We start from the raw sequence: 16935 nt of genomic DNA on the forward strand, positions 1-16935 counted from the left end.
GGGCGCCGAGCTCGCGCTGATCGCCGGCGATCCCAACCAGGCGGTGTTCGGCTTCCGGGGCGGTGAACCAGCCGGGCCGCCTGCGGGTCCAGCTGTTGGGCGTCGTCGACCAACAAGACGCGGATCCGGCCGCGTTCGGCGGACAACAGCTCGGCGTCGACGGCGAACGCCTCCAGCGCGGCGCCCACCAGCTCCGCGGCGCCCAACGCGGGCGTGGTCGCCTCCGGCGCGGCCGTGCCCACCGCCGCGCGCAGCAGCATCACCTGTTCGTACTGGCGGGCGAATTGTCCGGCGGCGGTCCATTCCGGCCGCCGGCAGCGACGGCCCAACCGCTCCAATTCCTGGGGGTCCACGCCGCGTTCAGCGCAGCGCGCCAACAGGTTTCGCAGCTCGGCGGCGAATCCCGCGGTACTCAGCGCCGGGCGCAGCGGGGCCGGCCAGGCCGTCGCCGCGCGTGGCCCGTCTTCGAGGTCGCCGGCCAGCAACTCCCGGATGATGGCGTCCTGTTCGGCGCTGGTGACCAGCCGCGGCGGCGCCTCACCGGCCCGCTCGGCCGCGCGTCGCAGGACCGCGTACGCGTACCCGTGCACAGTCCGCACCAACGGCTCGCTGACCGCGGCCCGGCCGGGGCCGGCGGGTCGCGCGCGCAGCAACGCCGTCGTCAGCGCGCTGCGCTCGGCCATCCCGATCCGGCCGGAACCGGTAAGCAGCAGAACCGATTCCGGGTTGACCCCGGCGTCGATCTGGGCGACCGCCGCGTCGATCAGCAGACTGCTCTTGCCGGTGCCGGGCCCGCCGAGAATACGCAGCTGACCGCGCGCACCCGGGTCCAAGACGGTGTGCGCTTCGGGGTCCCACGTGTAGGCCATGACGGCATGACATCACGAGGGTCCGACAGATCTAGCGCGCGACGAACGCGGACTGCAGCAGCCGGTGGTCGAACCCGCCCACCGTCTCCACGGTGACCGCGTACTGGTAGACCGCGACACGGAAGATCTGGCTCAGCGCGGTCGAGATGAACGAGATGACCACGGCGACCGCGAACGTGGCGGCCAGCACCACCAGACCCAGCGGCGCCAGACGCGCCGCGATCAGCGCGATGCCGCCGACCATGCCGCCCACCACGACCACCAGGGTCACCAGAAACGTGACCACCCCGATGGTGGCCGCCCCGGCGGCGCTCTCACCCCAGCGCGACTTGATGGTGTCCACCGAGCGGCGCAGTGACCGAAACGGCCCGGTGCCCTCGAGCGCGATCGCCGGGATGACGAAAAACGTTGCGACGGCCCACGCCGCGCCGACCAGGTCCGCGGCGAGCCTGCCCAGGGTCGGTAGGCGCTCCTCGAGCGCCTTGAGGATCAGCCCGACCGTGGTCGCCACCACCGTCCAACCCAGGATCGGACCGATCCGGCGCGCCGCGGCGGCGATGCCCTCGCCGACCCTGGTGTCCTCGCCGCGCATGGAGCGCACCGCGCAGGCGGCGAGCGCGACGTTGAAGAAGATCGCGATGAAGGTCGACACGTATGCCGTTGCCACGCCCGCGATGTAGTAGGCGGGGTCCTGGTTGTCCACGTGATGGCCGCCGAACACGCCGCGCAGCAACAGCGTCGGCGCCCAGATGGCGATCGTGGCGAGGACGGCGAACAGGGTGGACAGGATCGGGAAGAAGACGAGCGACCGGTCTTTTTTCAGGACCTGCCAGCTCTGCTGCGAAAGCGCCCAACCGCGCCTGATTCTGCCCATGACTGCTCCCGTTGGGAAGTCGAGGTGACCGAGCGGTCAGCGTACCCGGCCACGCCGCCGCCGACTCTTACCCTGGAGGCCGCAGCAGCCGGACAACGAAAGGAGGGGTGCAAGACCATGAACGACGACGAACGCGGCTTTCCCATCGACGAGGCGCCGGAAGGCGACGCGGTGGAACAACGGCGGCCTGTCGATTTTGACGACGAGACCGGTCTGGACATCGATTACGTGGCCGCCGCCGCGGACCGGGAAGCCAACGAGGCCGACGTGATCGAGCAGGCCTACATCGTCTCCACCGACGACGATCGGGAGGACGACGACCGTTAGGGGCCGCCCGCAACCCGCGACCGCGGTGGCTGGCACCATCGACTGGTGACCGCGAAGTTGCATGTACACCGCTACGGCCCGCCGGGTCCGGTGCGGATCCTCGCATTGCACGGGCTGACCGGCCACGGCCAGCGCTGGGAGCATTTAGCCGGCTTGCTGCCCGGGATCGGTATCGCCGCACCGGATCTGGTGGGTCACGGCAGGTCCTCATGGGCAGCGCCGTGGACCATCGACGCCAACGTCGCGGCGTTGGCCGCGCTGCTCGACGAACAGCCCGGCACACCGGTGGTGATCGTCGGCCACTCGTTCGGCGGCGGGCTGGCGATGCAGCTGGCCGCCGTCCGCCCGGATCGGGTGGCGGGGCTGCTGCTGCTCGACCCGGCGGTCGGGCTGGACGGCGAGTGGATGCGCGAGATCGCCGAGGCGATGCTGTCCTCGCCCGACTACCCCGACGCCGAGGAAGCGCGCCTGGAAAAGGTGCACGGTTCGTGGTCGGATGTCGAACCCGCCCTGCTGGACGCCGAGATCGACGAGCATCTGATCGCGCTGCCGGGCGGCCGCTACGGCTGGCGGGTGAGCCTGCCGGCGATGATGTCGTACTGGAGCGAGCTGGCCCGCGAGACCGTGCTGCCGCCCGCGAAGACCCCGACCATTTTGGTGCGGGCCAAGCGCACCACGCCGCCCTATGTCACCGACCAACTGATCGACGCCCTGGCGGAGCGGTTGGGAGCGGATTTCCGGCTGCTGGATTTCGACTGCAACCACATGGTGCCCTACGCCAAGCCCGACGAGGTCGCCGCGTTGACCCGCGAGCTGTTGGAAGCCGGCTGACCGTGGCGCCGGTGACCGACGAGCAGGTCGAGCGGGTGCGTGAGCTGGTCGCCGCGATCCCAGCCGGGCGGGTCGCCACCTACGGCGACATCGCCACTGTCGCAGGGCTTTCCAGCCCGCGCATCGTCGGCTGGATCATGCGGACCGATTCCTCGGATCTGCCCTGGCACCGGGTGATCACCGCGTCCGGTCGACCGGCGCGACACCTGACGACCCGCCAGCTGGAGCTGTTGCGCGCCGAAGGCGTGCTGGCGACCGACGGCAAGATCGCGCTGCGCGAGGTTCGTTACGAGTTTGCCGACGGGCGCTAGAGCACCAGCCGGACCAGCGCGGCGGTGCGGGCCAGGCCGGGGAACGCCTCGGCGGTGGAACGCGGATGCAGCGCGTGGACCGCGAGGCGAAACATCAACGCCCGCAACAACATCTGCGGCCATTCGGGCAGGGCGTTCCAGCGCTCGATGAGCCCGTCGTCGGCCTCTCCCCAGGACAGCGCGTCGATGACAACCACACCGGCCGCCCACGACGCGGGCCGCCAGTACGGGGTGATGTCGGTGATTCCCGGCGCTGCGGTACCGACGAAAAGCACTGTGCCGTAAAGGTCTCCGTGGACCAGCTGGTTGGGGCTCTTGGTCGGCTTGCGCAGGGTGCCCAGCTGCTGGAGCAGCTCCACCGACCGCTCGGCGTCCGCCGTCGCGGGGGCGGAGCGCTCACCCGGGGGCACCGAGGCCAGCGGCCGTTCCTCCCACGCCGCGCGGTCGGCGGCGATGAAGATGTCGACGTCACCCCACGGCGCCGTGGGCCCCTGGGTCAGAAAGCGGGGCCGATCCAGTTTGCCCGTCGCCTCGTGCAGGCGCACCGCGGCCGAGACGACTTCGTCATGGCGGGGCTCGGGCGTCCCGGCCACGAAGGTGTCCGCCCGCCACCCGGATACGACGTAGCGCCCGTCGGTGGACCGCACCGGCCGGGCCAGGCGAACGCCGTCGACGAACAGCGTCTCGCGAACCCGGGCGGACCACGCCGCGCGGGCGTTGTCGGCCACCAGCGACAAGACGACTTCGCCGCACCGCCAGCCGCCCTCCCAGCTGGCGCCCAGATTGACGGGTTTAACTCCGGCCAAACCAAACGCCGACAGCACATGATCCGGCGGTGGCTCGACTGTCACACCGGTACTCTAAACGAGTCCAACAAGCGGTGATCGCTAGCACAGCGGCGGGTCGCCGCAGTCCAAAGGCGTACGGGTCAGTACATGACCATGTCGGGTTGCATCTGCTGCGCCCACGCCACGATCCCGCCCTGCAAATGCACCGCGTCGGCGAAACCGGCCTTGCGCACCACCGCCAGCGCCTGGGCCGACCGCACCCCCGTTTTGCAGTACAACACCGGCAGCCGGTCCTGCGGCAACTTTGCCAGGCCCTCACCGGAATTGATCGACGACTGCGGGATCAGCTGGGCGCCGTCGATGTGCACGATGTCGAACTCCACCGGCTCACGCACGTCGATCAGCGCCAGCTTCTTGCCCGAATCCAGCCAGTCACGCAGCTCGCGCGGCGTGATGGTCGACGCGGCGTCCTGTGCCGAGGGCTCGGGCGCCACGCCGCACAGTTGCTCGTAGTCGACGAGCCCGGTGATCTTTGGCCGCGACGAATCCGACGGGTCCCGGCGGATCGCGATGGTGCGGTAGGTCATCTCCAACGCGTCGTAGATCATCAACCGGCCCAGCAACGACTCGCCGATCCCGGTAATGAGTTTGATCACTTCGGTGCTCATCACCGAGGCGATGGAGGCGCAGACGATGCCCAGCACGCCGCCCTCGGCACAGGACGGCACGGAGCCGGCCGGCGGAGGCTCGGGGTACAGGTCGCGATAGTTGAGCCCGCGTCCGTTGGGGGCGTCCTCCCAGCACACCGAGACCTGGCCCTCGAAGCGGTAGATCGATCCCCACACGTAGGGCTTTTTCGCCAGCACCGCCGCGTCGTTGGCCAGATACCGGGTGGCGAAGTTGTCGGTGCCGTCCACGACCAGGTCATAGCGTCCGAACAACGCCACGGCGTTGGTGGAATCCAGCCGGAACTCGTGCAGCCGCACGTCCACCAACGGGTTGATCGCGGCGATGGAGTCGCGCGCCGACTGCGCCTTGGACCGTCCGACGTCGGCCACCCCGTGGATGATCTGGCGCTGCAGGTTCGACTCGTCGACCACGTCGAAATCGACGATGCCGATCGTGCCCACGCCCGCGGCCGCCAGGTAGAGCAGCGTCGGCGCGCCGAGGCCACCGGCCCCGATCACCAGCACCCGGGCGTTCTTGAGGCGCTTCTGCCCGTCGAGCCCCAGGTCCGGAATGATCAGGTGCCGGCTGTAGCGGGCCACCTCGTCGCCGCTGAGGTGGTCTGCGGGCGCCACCAGCGGCGGCAGCGACGTCGACACTTGCGAAACATCTCCTCGATCGGATTCTCCCCACCATCTCAGCAGGCCGACGGACCGGCGGCAATCAGGCGACGCGCGGGCCGGGTTGGCTCAGCTCACGAATCGGCCGATCGCGACGAAGGCCGCGAGCAGCAGGAGAATCACATTGATCGGCAAAGGTTGCCGCTCGTTACGGGTCAGGTGGACGCGCAGTGCCCCGATCTGGACGATGACCAGGCCGACCGCAGCGATCGGGGTCAGGATGCGGGCGATGCCGGTCGCCTCGGGCAGGATCACACCGAGCGCGCCGAGGATCTCGACCGCGCCAACGGCTTTCACGGCCGCGTCCGAGTTGTCCTTCATCCAGTCGAGCCGGCCCGTTGCCACGAGTTGCTCGCGCGGTCGAATGATCTTGAGCCCGCCCGCGGCGAGATAGACGAATGCGAGCAGGCCCTGCGCCGTCCACAGTGCGATGTTCACGAAAGTCCCCAATCCTTACCATTTGTGTGTAACCACATCGTGTGTCAGCGATGGGGCACCCACAAAAGGCACACCGATGTATGCATCCAGGAAGCAGACTTCGCTATGACGCACATCACAAAGACGACGCGGATACCCGAGGGCGGTGCGGTCCGGGAGGTGCTCGATCGCATCGGCGACAAGTGGAGTCTGCTGGTGATCGGCACGCTGCGCGGCGGACCGATGCGGTTCGGCGGGTTGGCGGAGGCCGTGGCGGGCATTTCGCAGCGGATGCTCACCGTGACGCTCAAACACCTGGTCGAAGACGGCCTGGTCGAGCGCACGGCCTACGCCGAAGTGCCGCCGCGAGTGGAATACGAGTTGACCGAGCTCGGGCGAACGCTGCTACCGCTGGTGATCTCCCTCGCCGAGTGGGCGATGGCGCACCGCGACGAGATCAATGCCAACCGCAGCGGTAGCAAGCGGCGGTCGGTCAGGCGATCGGGTACGGCCAGGGATTGAACCGGCAGGTCTTGCCGTCGGCCTTGACGACGTCGGGGTCGAACTGCGCGGCGTCGTTGTTCGACGTAGAGAACGTCTGCTGCATCATCACCGGCGCCAGGGCGTTCTGCTGCTCGCAGGGCTCGTGGTGCAGGTATCCGATGGCGTGGCCGACCTCGTGGTTGATCACGTACTGCCGGTAGGAGCCGATGTCACCTTCGAACGGCACGGCCCCCCGTACCCAGCGCGCTTCGTTGATGAACACCCGTGCCTCCCGGTTGGCACCGAATACCGGGTTGTAGCAAGAGGTTTCGAGCCGGAATTCGTAGCCGCACCCTTCGCGCACCGTCACCGGCGAGACCAGCGAGATCCGAAAGTCGGGTTTGGCCCCACTGGTTCCGTCGATCCGGATGAACGCGAACTGCGGGTTGTGCGTCCAGCCCTTCGGATTGGCCAGCGTCTGGTCGACCATCTGGGCGAAGGCGTCGTCGCCGCCGAACATCGTCGGGTCGATGCCGTTCTCCACTTCGACGGTGTACCTGAACACCTTGGCGGTGCCCTGCCCGATCTGTGGCGTGGTGCCCGGCACGACGTGCCAGGTCTTGTCGCCCGCTTCGGTGAACGGGCCGCCGTCCGGCAGGGTCCCGGCCGGCAGGTTGGCGTCGAATGCGGCCAGCCCGCGCGGCGGGGCGTCGATGATCGTGGTGCCCACCGCGCCGATGGCCGGCGGGCTCTGGATGGGTTTGTTGGCCGTCGGCATGGGGGCGCCGGTGCCGGTCACCGTCTGGTACATCACCACCGCGGTGAGCACCACCAGGACGGGCAGGGCGTACGCGCGCCACCCGTAGGTGGAGACGAAGCGGCCCAGCCAGGTCTGCTTGCGCCATTGTCGCGGCCGTTCACGGTCGGCCCGGGGTCGTCCGGCTTCCCGCGCGATCGGGTCGCGCAGCGCCCGCAGCGGCTCTCGCCACTCGTCGCGTAGCACCGGCACGCGACCGGTGCCGCGTGGGGGCCGCGGGGACGTCATTTCCCCAGGATTACACAGGCAGGCACCGGCGCCGCCGGTGGCGCGCCCGAATCCACCGTCCGACACCGCTTCTGCCAGCGGCAACGACGGCGATGACGGTCGCATCGACCGGTCGGGTAGTAAGGTCTCTTCCACGGGCTGCGAGCGGTTGGCCCCCATTTTCCGAGAGGGCCGGCCGCCGACAATCAGATGAGGACTCGATGAGCGAACTCGCCAAGGTGCCGGCGCGGCGCGCCGTCAGATCGGCTGACCGCGGTCGGCCGGACGGGGCCGCGGTTTCCAACCGGCGAGGCAACCGGTTGCCCCGCGACGAGCGGCGCGGCCAATTGCTCATCGTGGCCAGCGACGTGTTCGTCGACCGCGGCTACCACGCGGCCGGCATGGACGAGATCGCCGACCGCGCCGGAGTTAGCAAACCCGTTCTGTATCAACACTTCTCGAGTAAGCTCGAGCTGTACCTCGCCGTGCTGGCGCGGCACGTGGAGAACCTGGTCTCGGGTGTTCAGCAGGCGCTGAGCACCACCACCGACAACCGGCGCCGGTTGCACTCCGCGGTGCAGGCCTTCTTCGATTTCATCGAGCACGACAGCCAGGGTTACCGGCTGATCTTCGAGAACGATTACGTCACCGAACCCGAAGTGGCCGCCCAGGTGCGCGTCGCCACCGAATCCTGCATCGACGCGGTGTTCGCGTTGATCAGCGAGGATTCGGGGCTGGACCCGCACCGGGCCCGGATGATCGCGGTCGGTCTGGTCGGAATCAGCGTCGACTGCGCCAGGTACTGGCTGGATTCCGACCGCCCGATCTCCAAGGCGGACGCGGTCGACGGCACCGTGCAGTTCGCCTGGGGCGGGCTGTCACACGTGCCGCTTACCCGCTCCTAGCGCGCCTTGCCGGCGTGTTTGCCGGTTTCGGCGCTGATCCCGAAGCCCACCCGGCGCGCGTCGGCGGCGCCGATCTCCACGTAGGCGATCTTGGCGGTGTGAATCAGGAAGCGGCGGCCCCGCTCGTCGCTCAGCCGCAGCAGGCCCGACGGATCGCTCAGTGCGGCGCTGACCAGATCTTCGACCTCGGCGGGCGTCTGGGCGCTGGCAAGGACCAGCTCGCGCGGACTATCCGTGATACCGATCTTGACCTCCACGGTCACCCCTTCCATGGGTCTTGCAGTCATTCCGCAGCTCTTGAAGTCCCGGCCCTGTCAGCAGCAGGCTAGTGGACGCGGCCGACCCCCACCTCGTCGCATCCCCACACTTCGCGGTCAGCGAAACCGGTCGCGGCCCGATAACGATTCGCTCTCAGGTTGTCTCACCCACCCGCGCGATACCCGATCCGTGTTTTCCCATGGCTAACTTCGGCACCATGGGTACCACGTTGCCGCACCTTGACGACAGGATCCGGGCATACCCCGACGACGACGACGTTGACGACGCCTGCGATACCGATCCCTACCTGAACGCCGACTACAACTGGACGGGCTGGCCCGCCGACTCGCGCTGGCGCCCCGCCACCGCGATCGTCGGCGCGGTGGTCGCCCTGGGCGCCATCGCCACCGCCGTCATCATCAACAGCGGCGACAGCGCGTCCACCAAGGCCACGCTGGGCGCCCCGGCTCCCCACCCGGTGACCTCGGCACCCGCGACCACCAAGGCGTCCGTGCCGCCCAGTTCGTCCCCGGGCCCCGCGCAGTTACCGGCCGAAACCTTCACGACGGTCACCACGCCCAGCGCCGCGCCCACCGCGCCGCCGACGGCGGCCGCGCCCACCGTCGCGCCGCCGCTCGCCGCGGCACCGCCGACGGCCGCGGTCGATCCGCGCACCGTCGTCTACAGCGTGAACGGAACCAAGCAGCTGCTGGACCTGGTGAACATCGTCTACACCGACGCGCGCGGCGTGCCGCAGACCGAGTTCAACGTGTCGCTGCCCTGGTCGAAGGTGGTGGTGCTGAACCCGGGTGTGGAAACCGAATCCGTGGTGGCGACCAGCTTCTACGGTCGGCTCAGCTGCTCGATCTTTAACGCCGCCGGTCAGCGGGTGATCGCCTCGGCCAACACCTCGAACATGGCGACCTGCGCGCGCTGAGTTAGCTGAGTTTGATGGCCTCAGCTCAGGCCGAGTTCGTGCATGCGCCGGTCGTGCGTCTGCTGCATCCGGTCGAAGAAGGCGTTGAGCTGGCCCAGCCCGCCGGCGCCGGCCATCACCAGGTCCACCAGCTCGTCGTGGTCGGCCAGCAGGTACTGGGCCTGGGTGATCGCTTCGCCGAACAGGCGGCGTGACCACAGCGCCAGCCGGCTGCGCTGCTTGCCGCTGGACGTCACGGCGGCGCGCACCTCGGCGACGACGAACTGCGAGTGCCCCGTTTCCGACAGCGCCGCGCGCACCACGTCGGCAACCTCGTCGGGCAGCCGGTCGGCGATCTCCAGGTACAGATCGGCCGCCAGGGCGTCGCCGACATACGTTTTCACCAAGGCCTCCAGCCACGTGCTGGGCATGGTCAGCCGGTGGTAGTTCTCCAGCGCAGAGACGTATTTCGACATCGCCGACACCACGTCGACGCCGCGGCTTTCCAGCGCGTCGCGCAGCTGCTCGTAGTGCTGCATCTCGGCGGCGGCCATGCTCGCCATCGATATCCGTCCGCGCAGGTCAGGGGCCATCCGCGCCTCGTCGGTGAGCCGGTAAAACGCGGCGATCTCGCCGTAGGCCAGGACCGCGAACAGCTCGTTGACACCCGGGTGATCGGCCGACAACCGCGGGGCGGGTGAATCGTCGATTCGGTCGTCGGCCAGATCGGTTTCGGAGGGCTCGCAGGAGGGCCGGGTCATGGCAACACTGTAGTCGGCTGACGTAGCGCGAAATGGGAGCCAGCTGTCGACCAGCTATCATGTAGGTAGATGGCGGCTGTATTCATGCCAGATTTTGTTTTTCAAGCCGCTATCGGCGAAATGTGCGTGCACAGCTGGCCCGCCCTAACTGGGCCCTCCCAGACTGAGCCAGGGCCGGCGACTCGGCGACGTATTCGGAGTCGGAACTCGTGCGCGCGTGACCGCGACAGAGAAATACCGACACAACCCGATACGTCACCGAAAGGCTACTTACCCACGCATGACTGCACCCACCAGCACAACTGAACTGACCCCCCAACCGACATTTGCGCAACTCGGCGTCCGCGACGAAATCGTGCGCGCCCTCGCCGAAAAAGGGATCGAAAGCCCTTTCGCCATCCAAGAACTGACCCTGCCCATGGCGCTTGCCGGCGACGATCTGATCGGCCAGGCCCGCACCGGCATGGGCAAGACCTTCGCCTTCGGCGTGCCGCTGCTGCAGCGCATCACCGCCGGCACCGCCGCCCGCCCGCTCAACGGCACCCCGCGGGCGCTGATCGTGGTGCCCACCCGGGAGCTGTGCCTGCAGGTCACCGATGACCTGACACTGGCGGCCAAGCACCTGACCGCCGATGAGGGCCGACCGCTGTCGGTGGTGCCGATCTACGGCGGTCGCCCCTACGAACCGCAGATCGAGGCGCTGCGCGCTGGCGCCGACGTCGTGGTGGGCACCCCGGGCCGGCTGCTCGACCTGAGCCAACAGAACCACCTGCAACTGGGCGGGCTGTCGGTGCTGGTGCTCGACGAGGCCGACGAGATGCTCGACCTCGGCTTTTTGCCCGACATCGAGCGGATCCTGCGCCAGATCCCGACCGACCGGCAGTCGATGCTGTTCTCGGCGACCATGCCGGACCCGATCATCACGCTGGCCCGCACCTTCATGAACCAGCCCACCCACATCCGGGCCGAAGCGCCGCACTCGGCGGCCACCCACGACACCACCGTCCAGTACGTCTACCGGGCGCACGCCCTGGACAAGGTCGAACTGGTCAGCCGCGTGCTGCAGGCCGAGGGCCGCGGCGCGACGATGATCTTCACCCGCACCAAGCGCACTGCGCAGAAGGTGGCCGACGAGCTGGCCGAGCGCGGTTTCGCGGTTGGCGCGGTGCATGGCGATCTGGGGCAGGTCGCCCGCGAGAAGGCGCTGAAGGCCTTCCGGTCCGGGGAGATCGACGTGCTGGTCGCCACCGACGTCGCCGCCCGCGGTATCGACATCGATGACATCACCCACGTCATCAACTACCAGATCCCCGAGGACGAGCAGGCCTACGTGCACCGCATCGGCCGCACCGGCCGCGCCGGCAAGACCGGTATCGCGGTCACCCTGGTGGACTGGGACGAGCTGCCCCGCTGGGCCCTGATCGACAAGGCGCTGGGGCTGGATTCCCCCGAGCCCGCCGAGACCTACTCCAACTCTCCGCATCTGCGCGCCGAGCTGAACATCCCCGCCGAGGCCGCCGGCAGAGTGGGCGCCGCCCGCAAGCCGCAGGGCCAGCGCCGCAGCAGCGACCGCGACGGCAAGAAGCCGGAGCAGAATTCGGAAAGGCCCGCGCGCCGCTCCGGCACCCGGCGGCGCACCCGCGGCGGCCAGCCCGTCGCCGCGCACCCGTCGGGCAATGGGGCGGCCAGCAGCAACGGCGACGCCGCCGCGGAAACGCCGGCCGGCTCGCCCCCGGGCAACGCCGGCTCCACCCGGCGCCGCCGCCGGCGTCGCAAGCCCGCCGAAGGCCAAGCCGCCACCGCAGCCGCCGCCCCGCAGAGCAACTAACAACACCCGCACCGCCGCATGGTCAGACCCGAGCGTCGCACCAAGGGCGACCTGCTCGCCGCCGCGGCCATCGCGGTCGCGGTCGCCGCGGTCGCGGCATTGATCTGGTGGACCAGCGACGCCCGGGCCACCACCAGCCGACCCGCGGCCGTCCCCGCACCCAACCCGACCCCGGCCAAGCAGGTGCCGGCCGGCCTCAAGCAGCTGTGGAGCGCCGCGAGTCCGGCCACCACGGCCCCGGTGGTCGCGGGCGGGGAGGTCGTCACGGGTGCGGGCCGCCGGATCGACGGGCGCGATCCCGACAACGGCCAGTCCCGCTGGAGCTACGCGCGCGACATCGACCTGTGCGGGGTCACCTGGTTGTACCGCTACGCCGTCGGGGTCTACCGCGACGAGCGCGGCTGCGGGCAGGTCAGCACCCTGGACGGCTCCACCGGTCGCCGGGGGCCGGCCCGCAGCGGTTACGCCGATCCGCGGGTGCGGCTGTCCTCCGACGGCATGACGGTGTTGTCGGCCGGTGACACCCGGCTGGAACTGTGGCGCTCGGACATGGTCCGGATGCTGGTGTACGGCGAGACCGACGCGCGGGTGAAGCCGTCGACGCGCGGACTGCACTCCGGTTGCCGACTGATCTCGGCCGCGGCCAGCTCGCAGGCGGTCTCGGCGCTGGAGAGCTGCGCGAACCAGGCCGACCTGCGGTTGGTGCTGCTGCGCCCGGGCAAGGACGACGACGAACCACAGCAACACCTGGTCGCCGAGCCGGGCATCGCGCCCGATTCGGGCGCCCGGGTGCTGGCCGTCGCGGAGAACACCACCGCGGTGTACCTGCCGGCGCCGCAGCCCCGGGTCGACGTGATCGACGAAACCGGCGCCACCGTGTCGAGCACCCCGCTGCCCAAGCCGCCGTCGCGCACGTCGGCCGTTTCCCACCCCGGCAGCCTGATCACCTGGTGGACCGGCGATTCGCTGATGGTCTTCGACGCGAACACCGTGGCGCTGCGCTACACCATCGCCGCGGGCGACAAGACGGCGCCGTTGGGGCCCGGCGTGATGATGGCGGGCCGGCTACTGGTGCCGGTCACCGGCGCGATCGGCGTCTACGACCCGCTCAGCGGCGCCAACGAACGCTACATTCCGGTCGACCGCTCGACCAGCGCCCCGCCGGACGGCAAACCGGTGTTCCCGGCCGTGATCGGGTCCCGGGTTCTCGAGCAGCGCGGCGACACGCTGGTCGCGCTGGGCTGACCGCGGCCGCGGCTCTTGCCGTCGAGTGTGAATCGTTGGCCTTCGGTGTGAATCCGCGGCGGCGACACGCCGATCGGGCCCGCCGCCAGTGCACAGTCAACGCCGTCAGCTCACACTCAAAGCCGCGCTGGGCTGACCCCGGCCGCTTACACCTCGACGGTGAACGTCGGCAGCGGCTTGCCGCTCTTCCAGTGCTTGAGCAACGCTTGCGCCAGCTCGCCGTAGGCCACCGCGCCCTTATTCTTGCGGCCGGCCATCACCGACGAGCCCGAGGCGCTGGCCTCGGCGAACCGCACGGTCCGCGGGATCGGCGGGGCCAGCACCGGCAGGCTGTAGCGATCGGCGACGTCGAGCAGCACGTCGCGGGTGTGGGTGGTGCGCGAGTCGTACAGCGTCGGCAGGGCGCCGAGCAGGCGCAGCTCCGGGTTGGTGATCTGCTGGACGTCGGCGACGGTGCGCAGGAACTGGCCGACCCCGCGATGCGCGAGGGTCTCGCATTGCAGCGGCACGATGACCTCGTCGGCGGCGGTCAGCCCGTTGAGGGTGAGCACGCCCAGCGACGGCGGGCAGTCGATGATCACCACGTCGAAGTCGTCGCCGAGTTTGGCCAGCGCGCGCTTGAGCGCGTATTCGCGGCCCGCCCGCATCAGCAGCATCGCTTCGGCGCCGGCCAGGTCGATGTTGGCCGGCATCAGCGTCATTCCCTCGGCCGTCTCGACCAGGGCGGCGTTGGGCTCGACGTCGCCGAGCAGCACCTCGTGCACGGAGACCGGCAGCTTGTCGGGGTCTTGCCCCAGCGAGAAGGTCAGGCAGCCCTGCGGATCGAGGTCGACCAGCAGCACCCGCTTGTTCTCGTCCACCAACGCCGCCCCTAGCGACGCGACCGTGGTCGTCTTGGCGACACCGCCCTTTTGGTTGGCCACCGCCAATACCCGTGTCTTACTCACCGGCGCCGCCACCTCATCGCTGTCTCCCCACCTGCCTCGTCGCGTGCGGTTTACAGTGCCATCCTGGCATGTTCGCCCGCCGTGCGCTCCGGCCTGAGCAACCACCGCGAGTCGTCCGGCAGAATCGGTCGATATGGGCTTGCACAATCACCGTCTGGTGCTGCTGCGCCACGGCGAGACCGAGTGGTCGAAATCCGGCCAGCACACCGGCCGCACCGAGGTCGAGCTGACCGAGGCCGGCCGTACGCAGGCCGAGTTGGCCGGCGGGGTGCTCGCCGAGCTCAAACTCGTTGACCCGCTGGTGATCAGCAGCCCGAGGCAGCGGTCGCTGACCACCGCGCAGCTGGCCGGGCTGACCGTCGACGAGGTGACCGAGCTGCTGGCCGAGTGGGACTACGGCTCGTACGAGGGCCTGACCACGGAGCAGATCCAGGAGACGGTGCCCGATTGGCTGGTGTGGACGCACGGCTGTCCGGCCGGTGAGACGGTCGCGCAGGTCAGTGAGCGCGCCGACGCCGCCGTCGCGACCGCGCTGGAGAACATGCAAGCGCGCGACGTGGTCTTCGTCAGCCACGGTCACTTCTCCCGCGCGGTCATCACCCGCTGGGTCGAACTGCCGCTCGTGGAGGGTAGCCGGTTCGGCATGATCACCGCGTCGGTCGCGGTCTGCGGTTTCGAACACGGGGTGCGCCAGTTGCGGGCGCTCGGATTGACCGGTCAGTGAATCGCGAAGACGACGATGCGCGCCGCGCGGCGGCGCGAGACGGGGGTCCCCCCAGCCGCGAAGCGGCTAGGGGGCGAGTCGAGCAGCGCAATCACGAGCCGCCGTTCGCGCTGTGCGGGCCGGCGCGGACCCTGATTGCCGACGGGGTGCGGCACCGCTACCGCGACGTGGGCGCCGCGCAGGCCGCGCTGCGCTCGGGTGAGGCGCCGATTGTGTTGGGGGCGTTACCTTTTGACGTCACGCGCCCGGCCGCGCTGCTGGCACCCGAGGCGGTGACCGCCACCGATGGGCCGCCGGACTGGCCGGCCGGCGCGCTGCCGCCGGTGCGGGTGGCGCGAGCCATTCCGGCGCCGCCCGACTACCGGGACCGGATCCGCCGGGCGTGCGAGCAGCTCGCCGCGGACGACAACCCGCTGCACAAGGTGGTGCTGGCGCGGGCCCTGCGGCTGGTCGCCGACGCACCGTTGGACGCCCGGGCGATCCTGCGCCGGCTCATCGCCGCGGACCCGGCGGCCTACGGCTACCTGGTCGATTTGAGCGCCGCCGGCGAGGAGTATGCCGGTGCGGCGCTGGTGGGTGCCAGCCCCGAACTCCTGGTGGCGCGCCGCGGCGACCATGTCGAGTGCCGGCCGTTCGCCGGCTCGGCCCCGCGCGCCGCCGACCCGGACACCGACGCCGCCAACGGCGCCGGGCTGGCCGCCTCGGCGAAGAACCGGCACGAGCACCAGCTGGTCATCGAGAACATCAGGACCGCCCTGGAGCCGCTGTGCGACGAGCTGTCGATCGCGGCCGAGCCGCAGCTGAGCAGCACCGCCGCGGTCTGGCATCTGTGCACGCCGATCGCCGGTCGGCTGCGTGAAACATCAACGACCGCAATCGATCTGGCGCTGGCTCTACATCCCACCCCGGCAGTCGGCGGGGTGCCGACCAAGGCCGCGATGCGGCTGATCGCCGAACTGGAGGGCGACCGCGGGTTCTACGCCGGGGCGGTGGGCTGGTGTGATGCCCGCGGCGACGGCCTCTGGGTGGTGTCGCTGCGCTGCGCGCAGCTGTCGGCCGACCGGCGCGTCGCGCTGGCCCGGGCCGGTGGCGGTATCGTCGCCGAGTCCGACCCCGACGACGAAGTCGCCGAGACGACAACGAAATTCGGCACGATCCTCAACGCCCTGGGAGTCGAGCGATGAGCCCAAACATCCGGCGGGCGTCGCAGCGGGACGCGGCCGCCATCACCGAGATGATCTACGCGCTGGCCGAATTCGAGCACGCCGTCGATCAGTGCACGGTGACCGAATCACAAATCGCGGCAGCCCTTTTCGGTGACCCACCGACGGTGTACGGGCATGTGGCCGAGGTGGACGGCGAGATCGCGGCGATGGCGCTGTGGTTCGTCAACTTCTCCACGTGGGACGGGGTGGCGGGCATCTACCTGGAAGACCTGTTCGTGCGGCCGCAGTTCCGCAGGCGCGGGCTGGCCCGCGCGCTGCTGGCCGCGCTGGCCGCCGAATGCGTGCAGCGGGGCTACACGCGGCTGTCCTGGGCGGTGCTGAACTGGAACGCCGACGCCATCACGCTCTACGACGGGATCGGCGGGCAGCCGCAGAACGAATGGACGACCTACCGGCTGTCCGGGGCGTCGTTGGCGCGACTGGCGGAATCGCCCTGAGCGCCGGCGGCCCAGCGCACGGCGGCGGGGCTGAACAGCAATCCCAGCACGACCAGCGCCACGCCGCCCGCCGGAATCCCGAACCCCGGTTGGTGTGACCCGACGGCCAGGTACCAGGCCACCGGCAACAGCAGCAGCTGGGTGATCACGGCCAGCCCGCGGCCCCAGCGCCTGCCGCGGATCAGCGCGCGCCCCGCGGCGATCACGGCGGCACCGACCAGGACGAACCAGCCCGCCGTCGCCAGGCCGTTGACCACCTGCTGATCGGCTCCGGCGATCCCGCGAACCACCAACACCACCGCCACGATCAGCGCCGCAACCCCCTGCAGCACAACGATCAGGCCCGCGCGGCGAACGGCGGTCGGGGTGGCTGGCGGCGTCACAGCGTCAGCGTAGTCAGGGCGGCCGCCCGTTCCCC

The 16935-nt window shown here is 69.9% G+C and carries 21 protein-coding genes; 11 read left to right on the forward strand and 10 right to left on the reverse strand.

Annotated features, from left to right (window positions below; translation table 11 throughout):
* On the reverse strand, nucleotides 1-869 hold an 869-nt coding region (locus A5659_RS03525; protein ID WP_231997725.1), incomplete at its 3' end, for a UvrD-helicase domain-containing protein.
* Between the two features lie 31 nt (nucleotides 870-900).
* Nucleotides 901-1743 (reverse strand): DUF6159 family protein, encoded by an 843-nt coding sequence (locus A5659_RS03530; RefSeq protein WP_067179330.1) that lies wholly within the window; start codon nucleotides 1741-1743, stop codon nucleotides 901-903.
* Between the two features lie 117 nt (nucleotides 1744-1860).
* On the opposite strand from A5659_RS03530, the gene A5659_RS03535 reads away from it, so the two are divergent.
* The 3 genes from A5659_RS03535 to A5659_RS03545 are packed head-to-tail and all read left to right on the forward strand — an operon-like array spanning nucleotide 1861 to nucleotide 3212.
* A complete protein-coding gene (locus A5659_RS03535) occupies nucleotides 1861-2070 on the forward strand; it encodes a hypothetical protein (protein ID WP_066867965.1) in 210 nt (69 codons plus the stop codon).
* 45 nt (nucleotides 2071-2115) lie between these two features.
* On the forward strand, nucleotides 2116-2901 hold the full coding sequence (locus tag A5659_RS03540; RefSeq protein WP_067024911.1) for an alpha/beta fold hydrolase: 786 nt from the start codon (nucleotides 2116-2118) through the stop codon (nucleotides 2899-2901).
* Nucleotides 2902-2903: 2 nt separating this feature from the next.
* Entirely contained in the window at nucleotides 2904-3212 is a 309-nt protein-coding gene (locus A5659_RS03545; protein ID WP_066867959.1) for an MGMT family protein, read from the forward strand.
* Here A5659_RS03545 and A5659_RS03550 read toward each other — a convergent pair.
* The 3 genes from A5659_RS03550 to A5659_RS03560 all read right to left on the reverse strand — a co-directional run bounded on the left by A5659_RS03550 (nucleotide 3209) and on the right by A5659_RS03560 (nucleotide 5784).
* Nucleotides 3209-4063: a TIGR02569 family protein gene (locus A5659_RS03550; protein ID WP_067179332.1), complete on the reverse strand. Its 855-nt coding sequence runs from the start codon at nucleotides 4061-4063 to the stop codon at nucleotides 3209-3211. The genes A5659_RS03545 and A5659_RS03550 overlap by 4 nt on opposite strands.
* A gap of 77 nt (nucleotides 4064-4140) precedes the next feature.
* Complete coding sequence (moeZ, locus tag A5659_RS03555) at nucleotides 4141-5325, reverse strand: adenylyltransferase/sulfurtransferase MoeZ (protein WP_066867953.1); 1185 nt, start codon at nucleotides 5323-5325, stop codon at nucleotides 4141-4143.
* Nucleotides 5326-5415: 90 nt separating this feature from the next.
* A complete protein-coding gene (locus tag A5659_RS03560) occupies nucleotides 5416-5784 on the reverse strand; it encodes a DoxX family protein (protein WP_066867950.1) in 369 nt (122 codons plus the stop codon).
* A 105-nt stretch (nucleotides 5785-5889) separates the two neighbouring features.
* Here A5659_RS03560 and A5659_RS03565 point away from each other — a divergent pair, with 105 nt between their 5' ends.
* Nucleotides 5890-6285, forward strand: a complete 396-nt coding sequence (locus A5659_RS03565; RefSeq protein WP_066881611.1) for a helix-turn-helix domain-containing protein — start codon at nucleotides 5890-5892, stop codon at nucleotides 6283-6285.
* Here A5659_RS03565 and A5659_RS03570 read toward each other — a convergent pair.
* A complete protein-coding gene (locus A5659_RS03570; RefSeq protein ID WP_067179351.1) occupies nucleotides 6257-7396 on the reverse strand; it encodes a DUF3152 domain-containing protein in 1140 nt (379 codons plus the stop codon). The two genes, A5659_RS03565 and A5659_RS03570, sit on opposite strands and share 29 nt — an antisense overlap.
* A 95-nt stretch (nucleotides 7397-7491) precedes the next feature.
* Between A5659_RS03570 and A5659_RS03575 the strand changes: the two genes are divergently transcribed.
* Nucleotides 7492-8175: a TetR/AcrR family transcriptional regulator gene (locus A5659_RS03575; RefSeq protein ID WP_066867944.1), complete on the forward strand. Its 684-nt coding sequence runs from the start codon at nucleotides 7492-7494 to the stop codon at nucleotides 8173-8175.
* Here the strand turns inward: A5659_RS03575 and A5659_RS03580 are convergent.
* Entirely contained in the window at nucleotides 8172-8432 is a 261-nt protein-coding gene (locus A5659_RS03580; protein ID WP_156748803.1) for a DUF3107 domain-containing protein, read from the reverse strand. The two genes, A5659_RS03575 and A5659_RS03580, sit on opposite strands and share 4 nt — an antisense overlap.
* A gap of 218 nt (nucleotides 8433-8650) precedes the next feature.
* Here A5659_RS03580 and A5659_RS03585 point away from each other — a divergent pair, with 218 nt between their 5' ends.
* Nucleotides 8651-9370 (forward strand): MmpS family transport accessory protein, encoded by a 720-nt coding sequence (locus A5659_RS03585; protein WP_067179334.1) that lies wholly within the window; start codon nucleotides 8651-8653, stop codon nucleotides 9368-9370.
* 20 nt (nucleotides 9371-9390) lie between these two features.
* Here the strand turns inward: A5659_RS03585 and A5659_RS03590 are convergent, their stop codons facing one another.
* Entirely contained in the window at nucleotides 9391-10110 is a 720-nt protein-coding gene (locus A5659_RS03590; protein ID WP_066867935.1) for a ferritin-like fold-containing protein, read from the reverse strand.
* Between the two features lie 280 nt (nucleotides 10111-10390).
* On the opposite strand from A5659_RS03590, the gene A5659_RS03595 reads away from it, so the two are divergent.
* Together A5659_RS03595 and A5659_RS03600 are read left to right on the forward strand one after the other, a co-directional pair.
* Complete coding sequence (locus tag A5659_RS03595) at nucleotides 10391-11938, forward strand: DEAD/DEAH box helicase (RefSeq protein WP_067179336.1); 1548 nt, start codon at nucleotides 10391-10393, stop codon at nucleotides 11936-11938.
* Between the two features lie 18 nt (nucleotides 11939-11956).
* Entirely contained in the window at nucleotides 11957-13183 is a 1227-nt protein-coding gene (locus A5659_RS03600) for a hypothetical protein (protein ID WP_067179339.1), read from the forward strand.
* Between the two features lie 146 nt (nucleotides 13184-13329).
* Here the strand turns inward: A5659_RS03600 and A5659_RS03605 are convergent, their stop codons facing one another.
* A complete protein-coding gene (locus tag A5659_RS03605) occupies nucleotides 13330-14130 on the reverse strand; it encodes a ParA family protein (RefSeq protein ID WP_066867980.1) in 801 nt (266 codons plus the stop codon).
* 133 nt (nucleotides 14131-14263) lie between these two features.
* Between A5659_RS03605 and A5659_RS03610 the strand changes: the two genes are divergently transcribed.
* From A5659_RS03610 to A5659_RS03620, 3 genes are all read left to right on the forward strand, one after another.
* Nucleotides 14264-14854, forward strand: coding sequence for an acid phosphatase (locus A5659_RS03610; protein ID WP_066881602.1), 591 nt, complete (start codon nucleotides 14264-14266; stop codon nucleotides 14852-14854).
* Nucleotides 14855-14964: 110 nt separating this feature from the next.
* Nucleotides 14965-16038: an isochorismate synthase MenF gene (locus A5659_RS03615; protein WP_067179353.1), complete on the forward strand. Its 1074-nt coding sequence runs from the start codon at nucleotides 14965-14967 to the stop codon at nucleotides 16036-16038.
* On the forward strand, nucleotides 16035-16517 hold the full coding sequence (locus tag A5659_RS03620) for a GNAT family N-acetyltransferase (protein ID WP_066881601.1): 483 nt from the start codon (nucleotides 16035-16037) through the stop codon (nucleotides 16515-16517). Before A5659_RS03615 ends, A5659_RS03620 begins: the two co-directional genes overlap by 4 nt.
* Here A5659_RS03620 and A5659_RS03625 read toward each other — a convergent pair.
* Nucleotides 16469-16900, reverse strand: coding sequence for a hypothetical protein (locus A5659_RS03625; protein ID WP_067024142.1), 432 nt, complete (start codon nucleotides 16898-16900; stop codon nucleotides 16469-16471). The two genes, A5659_RS03620 and A5659_RS03625, sit on opposite strands and share 49 nt — an antisense overlap.
* Between the last annotated feature and the right edge of the window lie 35 nt (nucleotides 16901-16935).

It is taken from the genome of Mycobacterium sp. 1165196.3, assembly GCF_001673415.1.
In the GTDB taxonomy this organism is placed as follows: Bacteria; Actinomycetota; Actinomycetes; order Mycobacteriales; family Mycobacteriaceae; genus Mycobacterium; species Mycobacterium europaeum_A.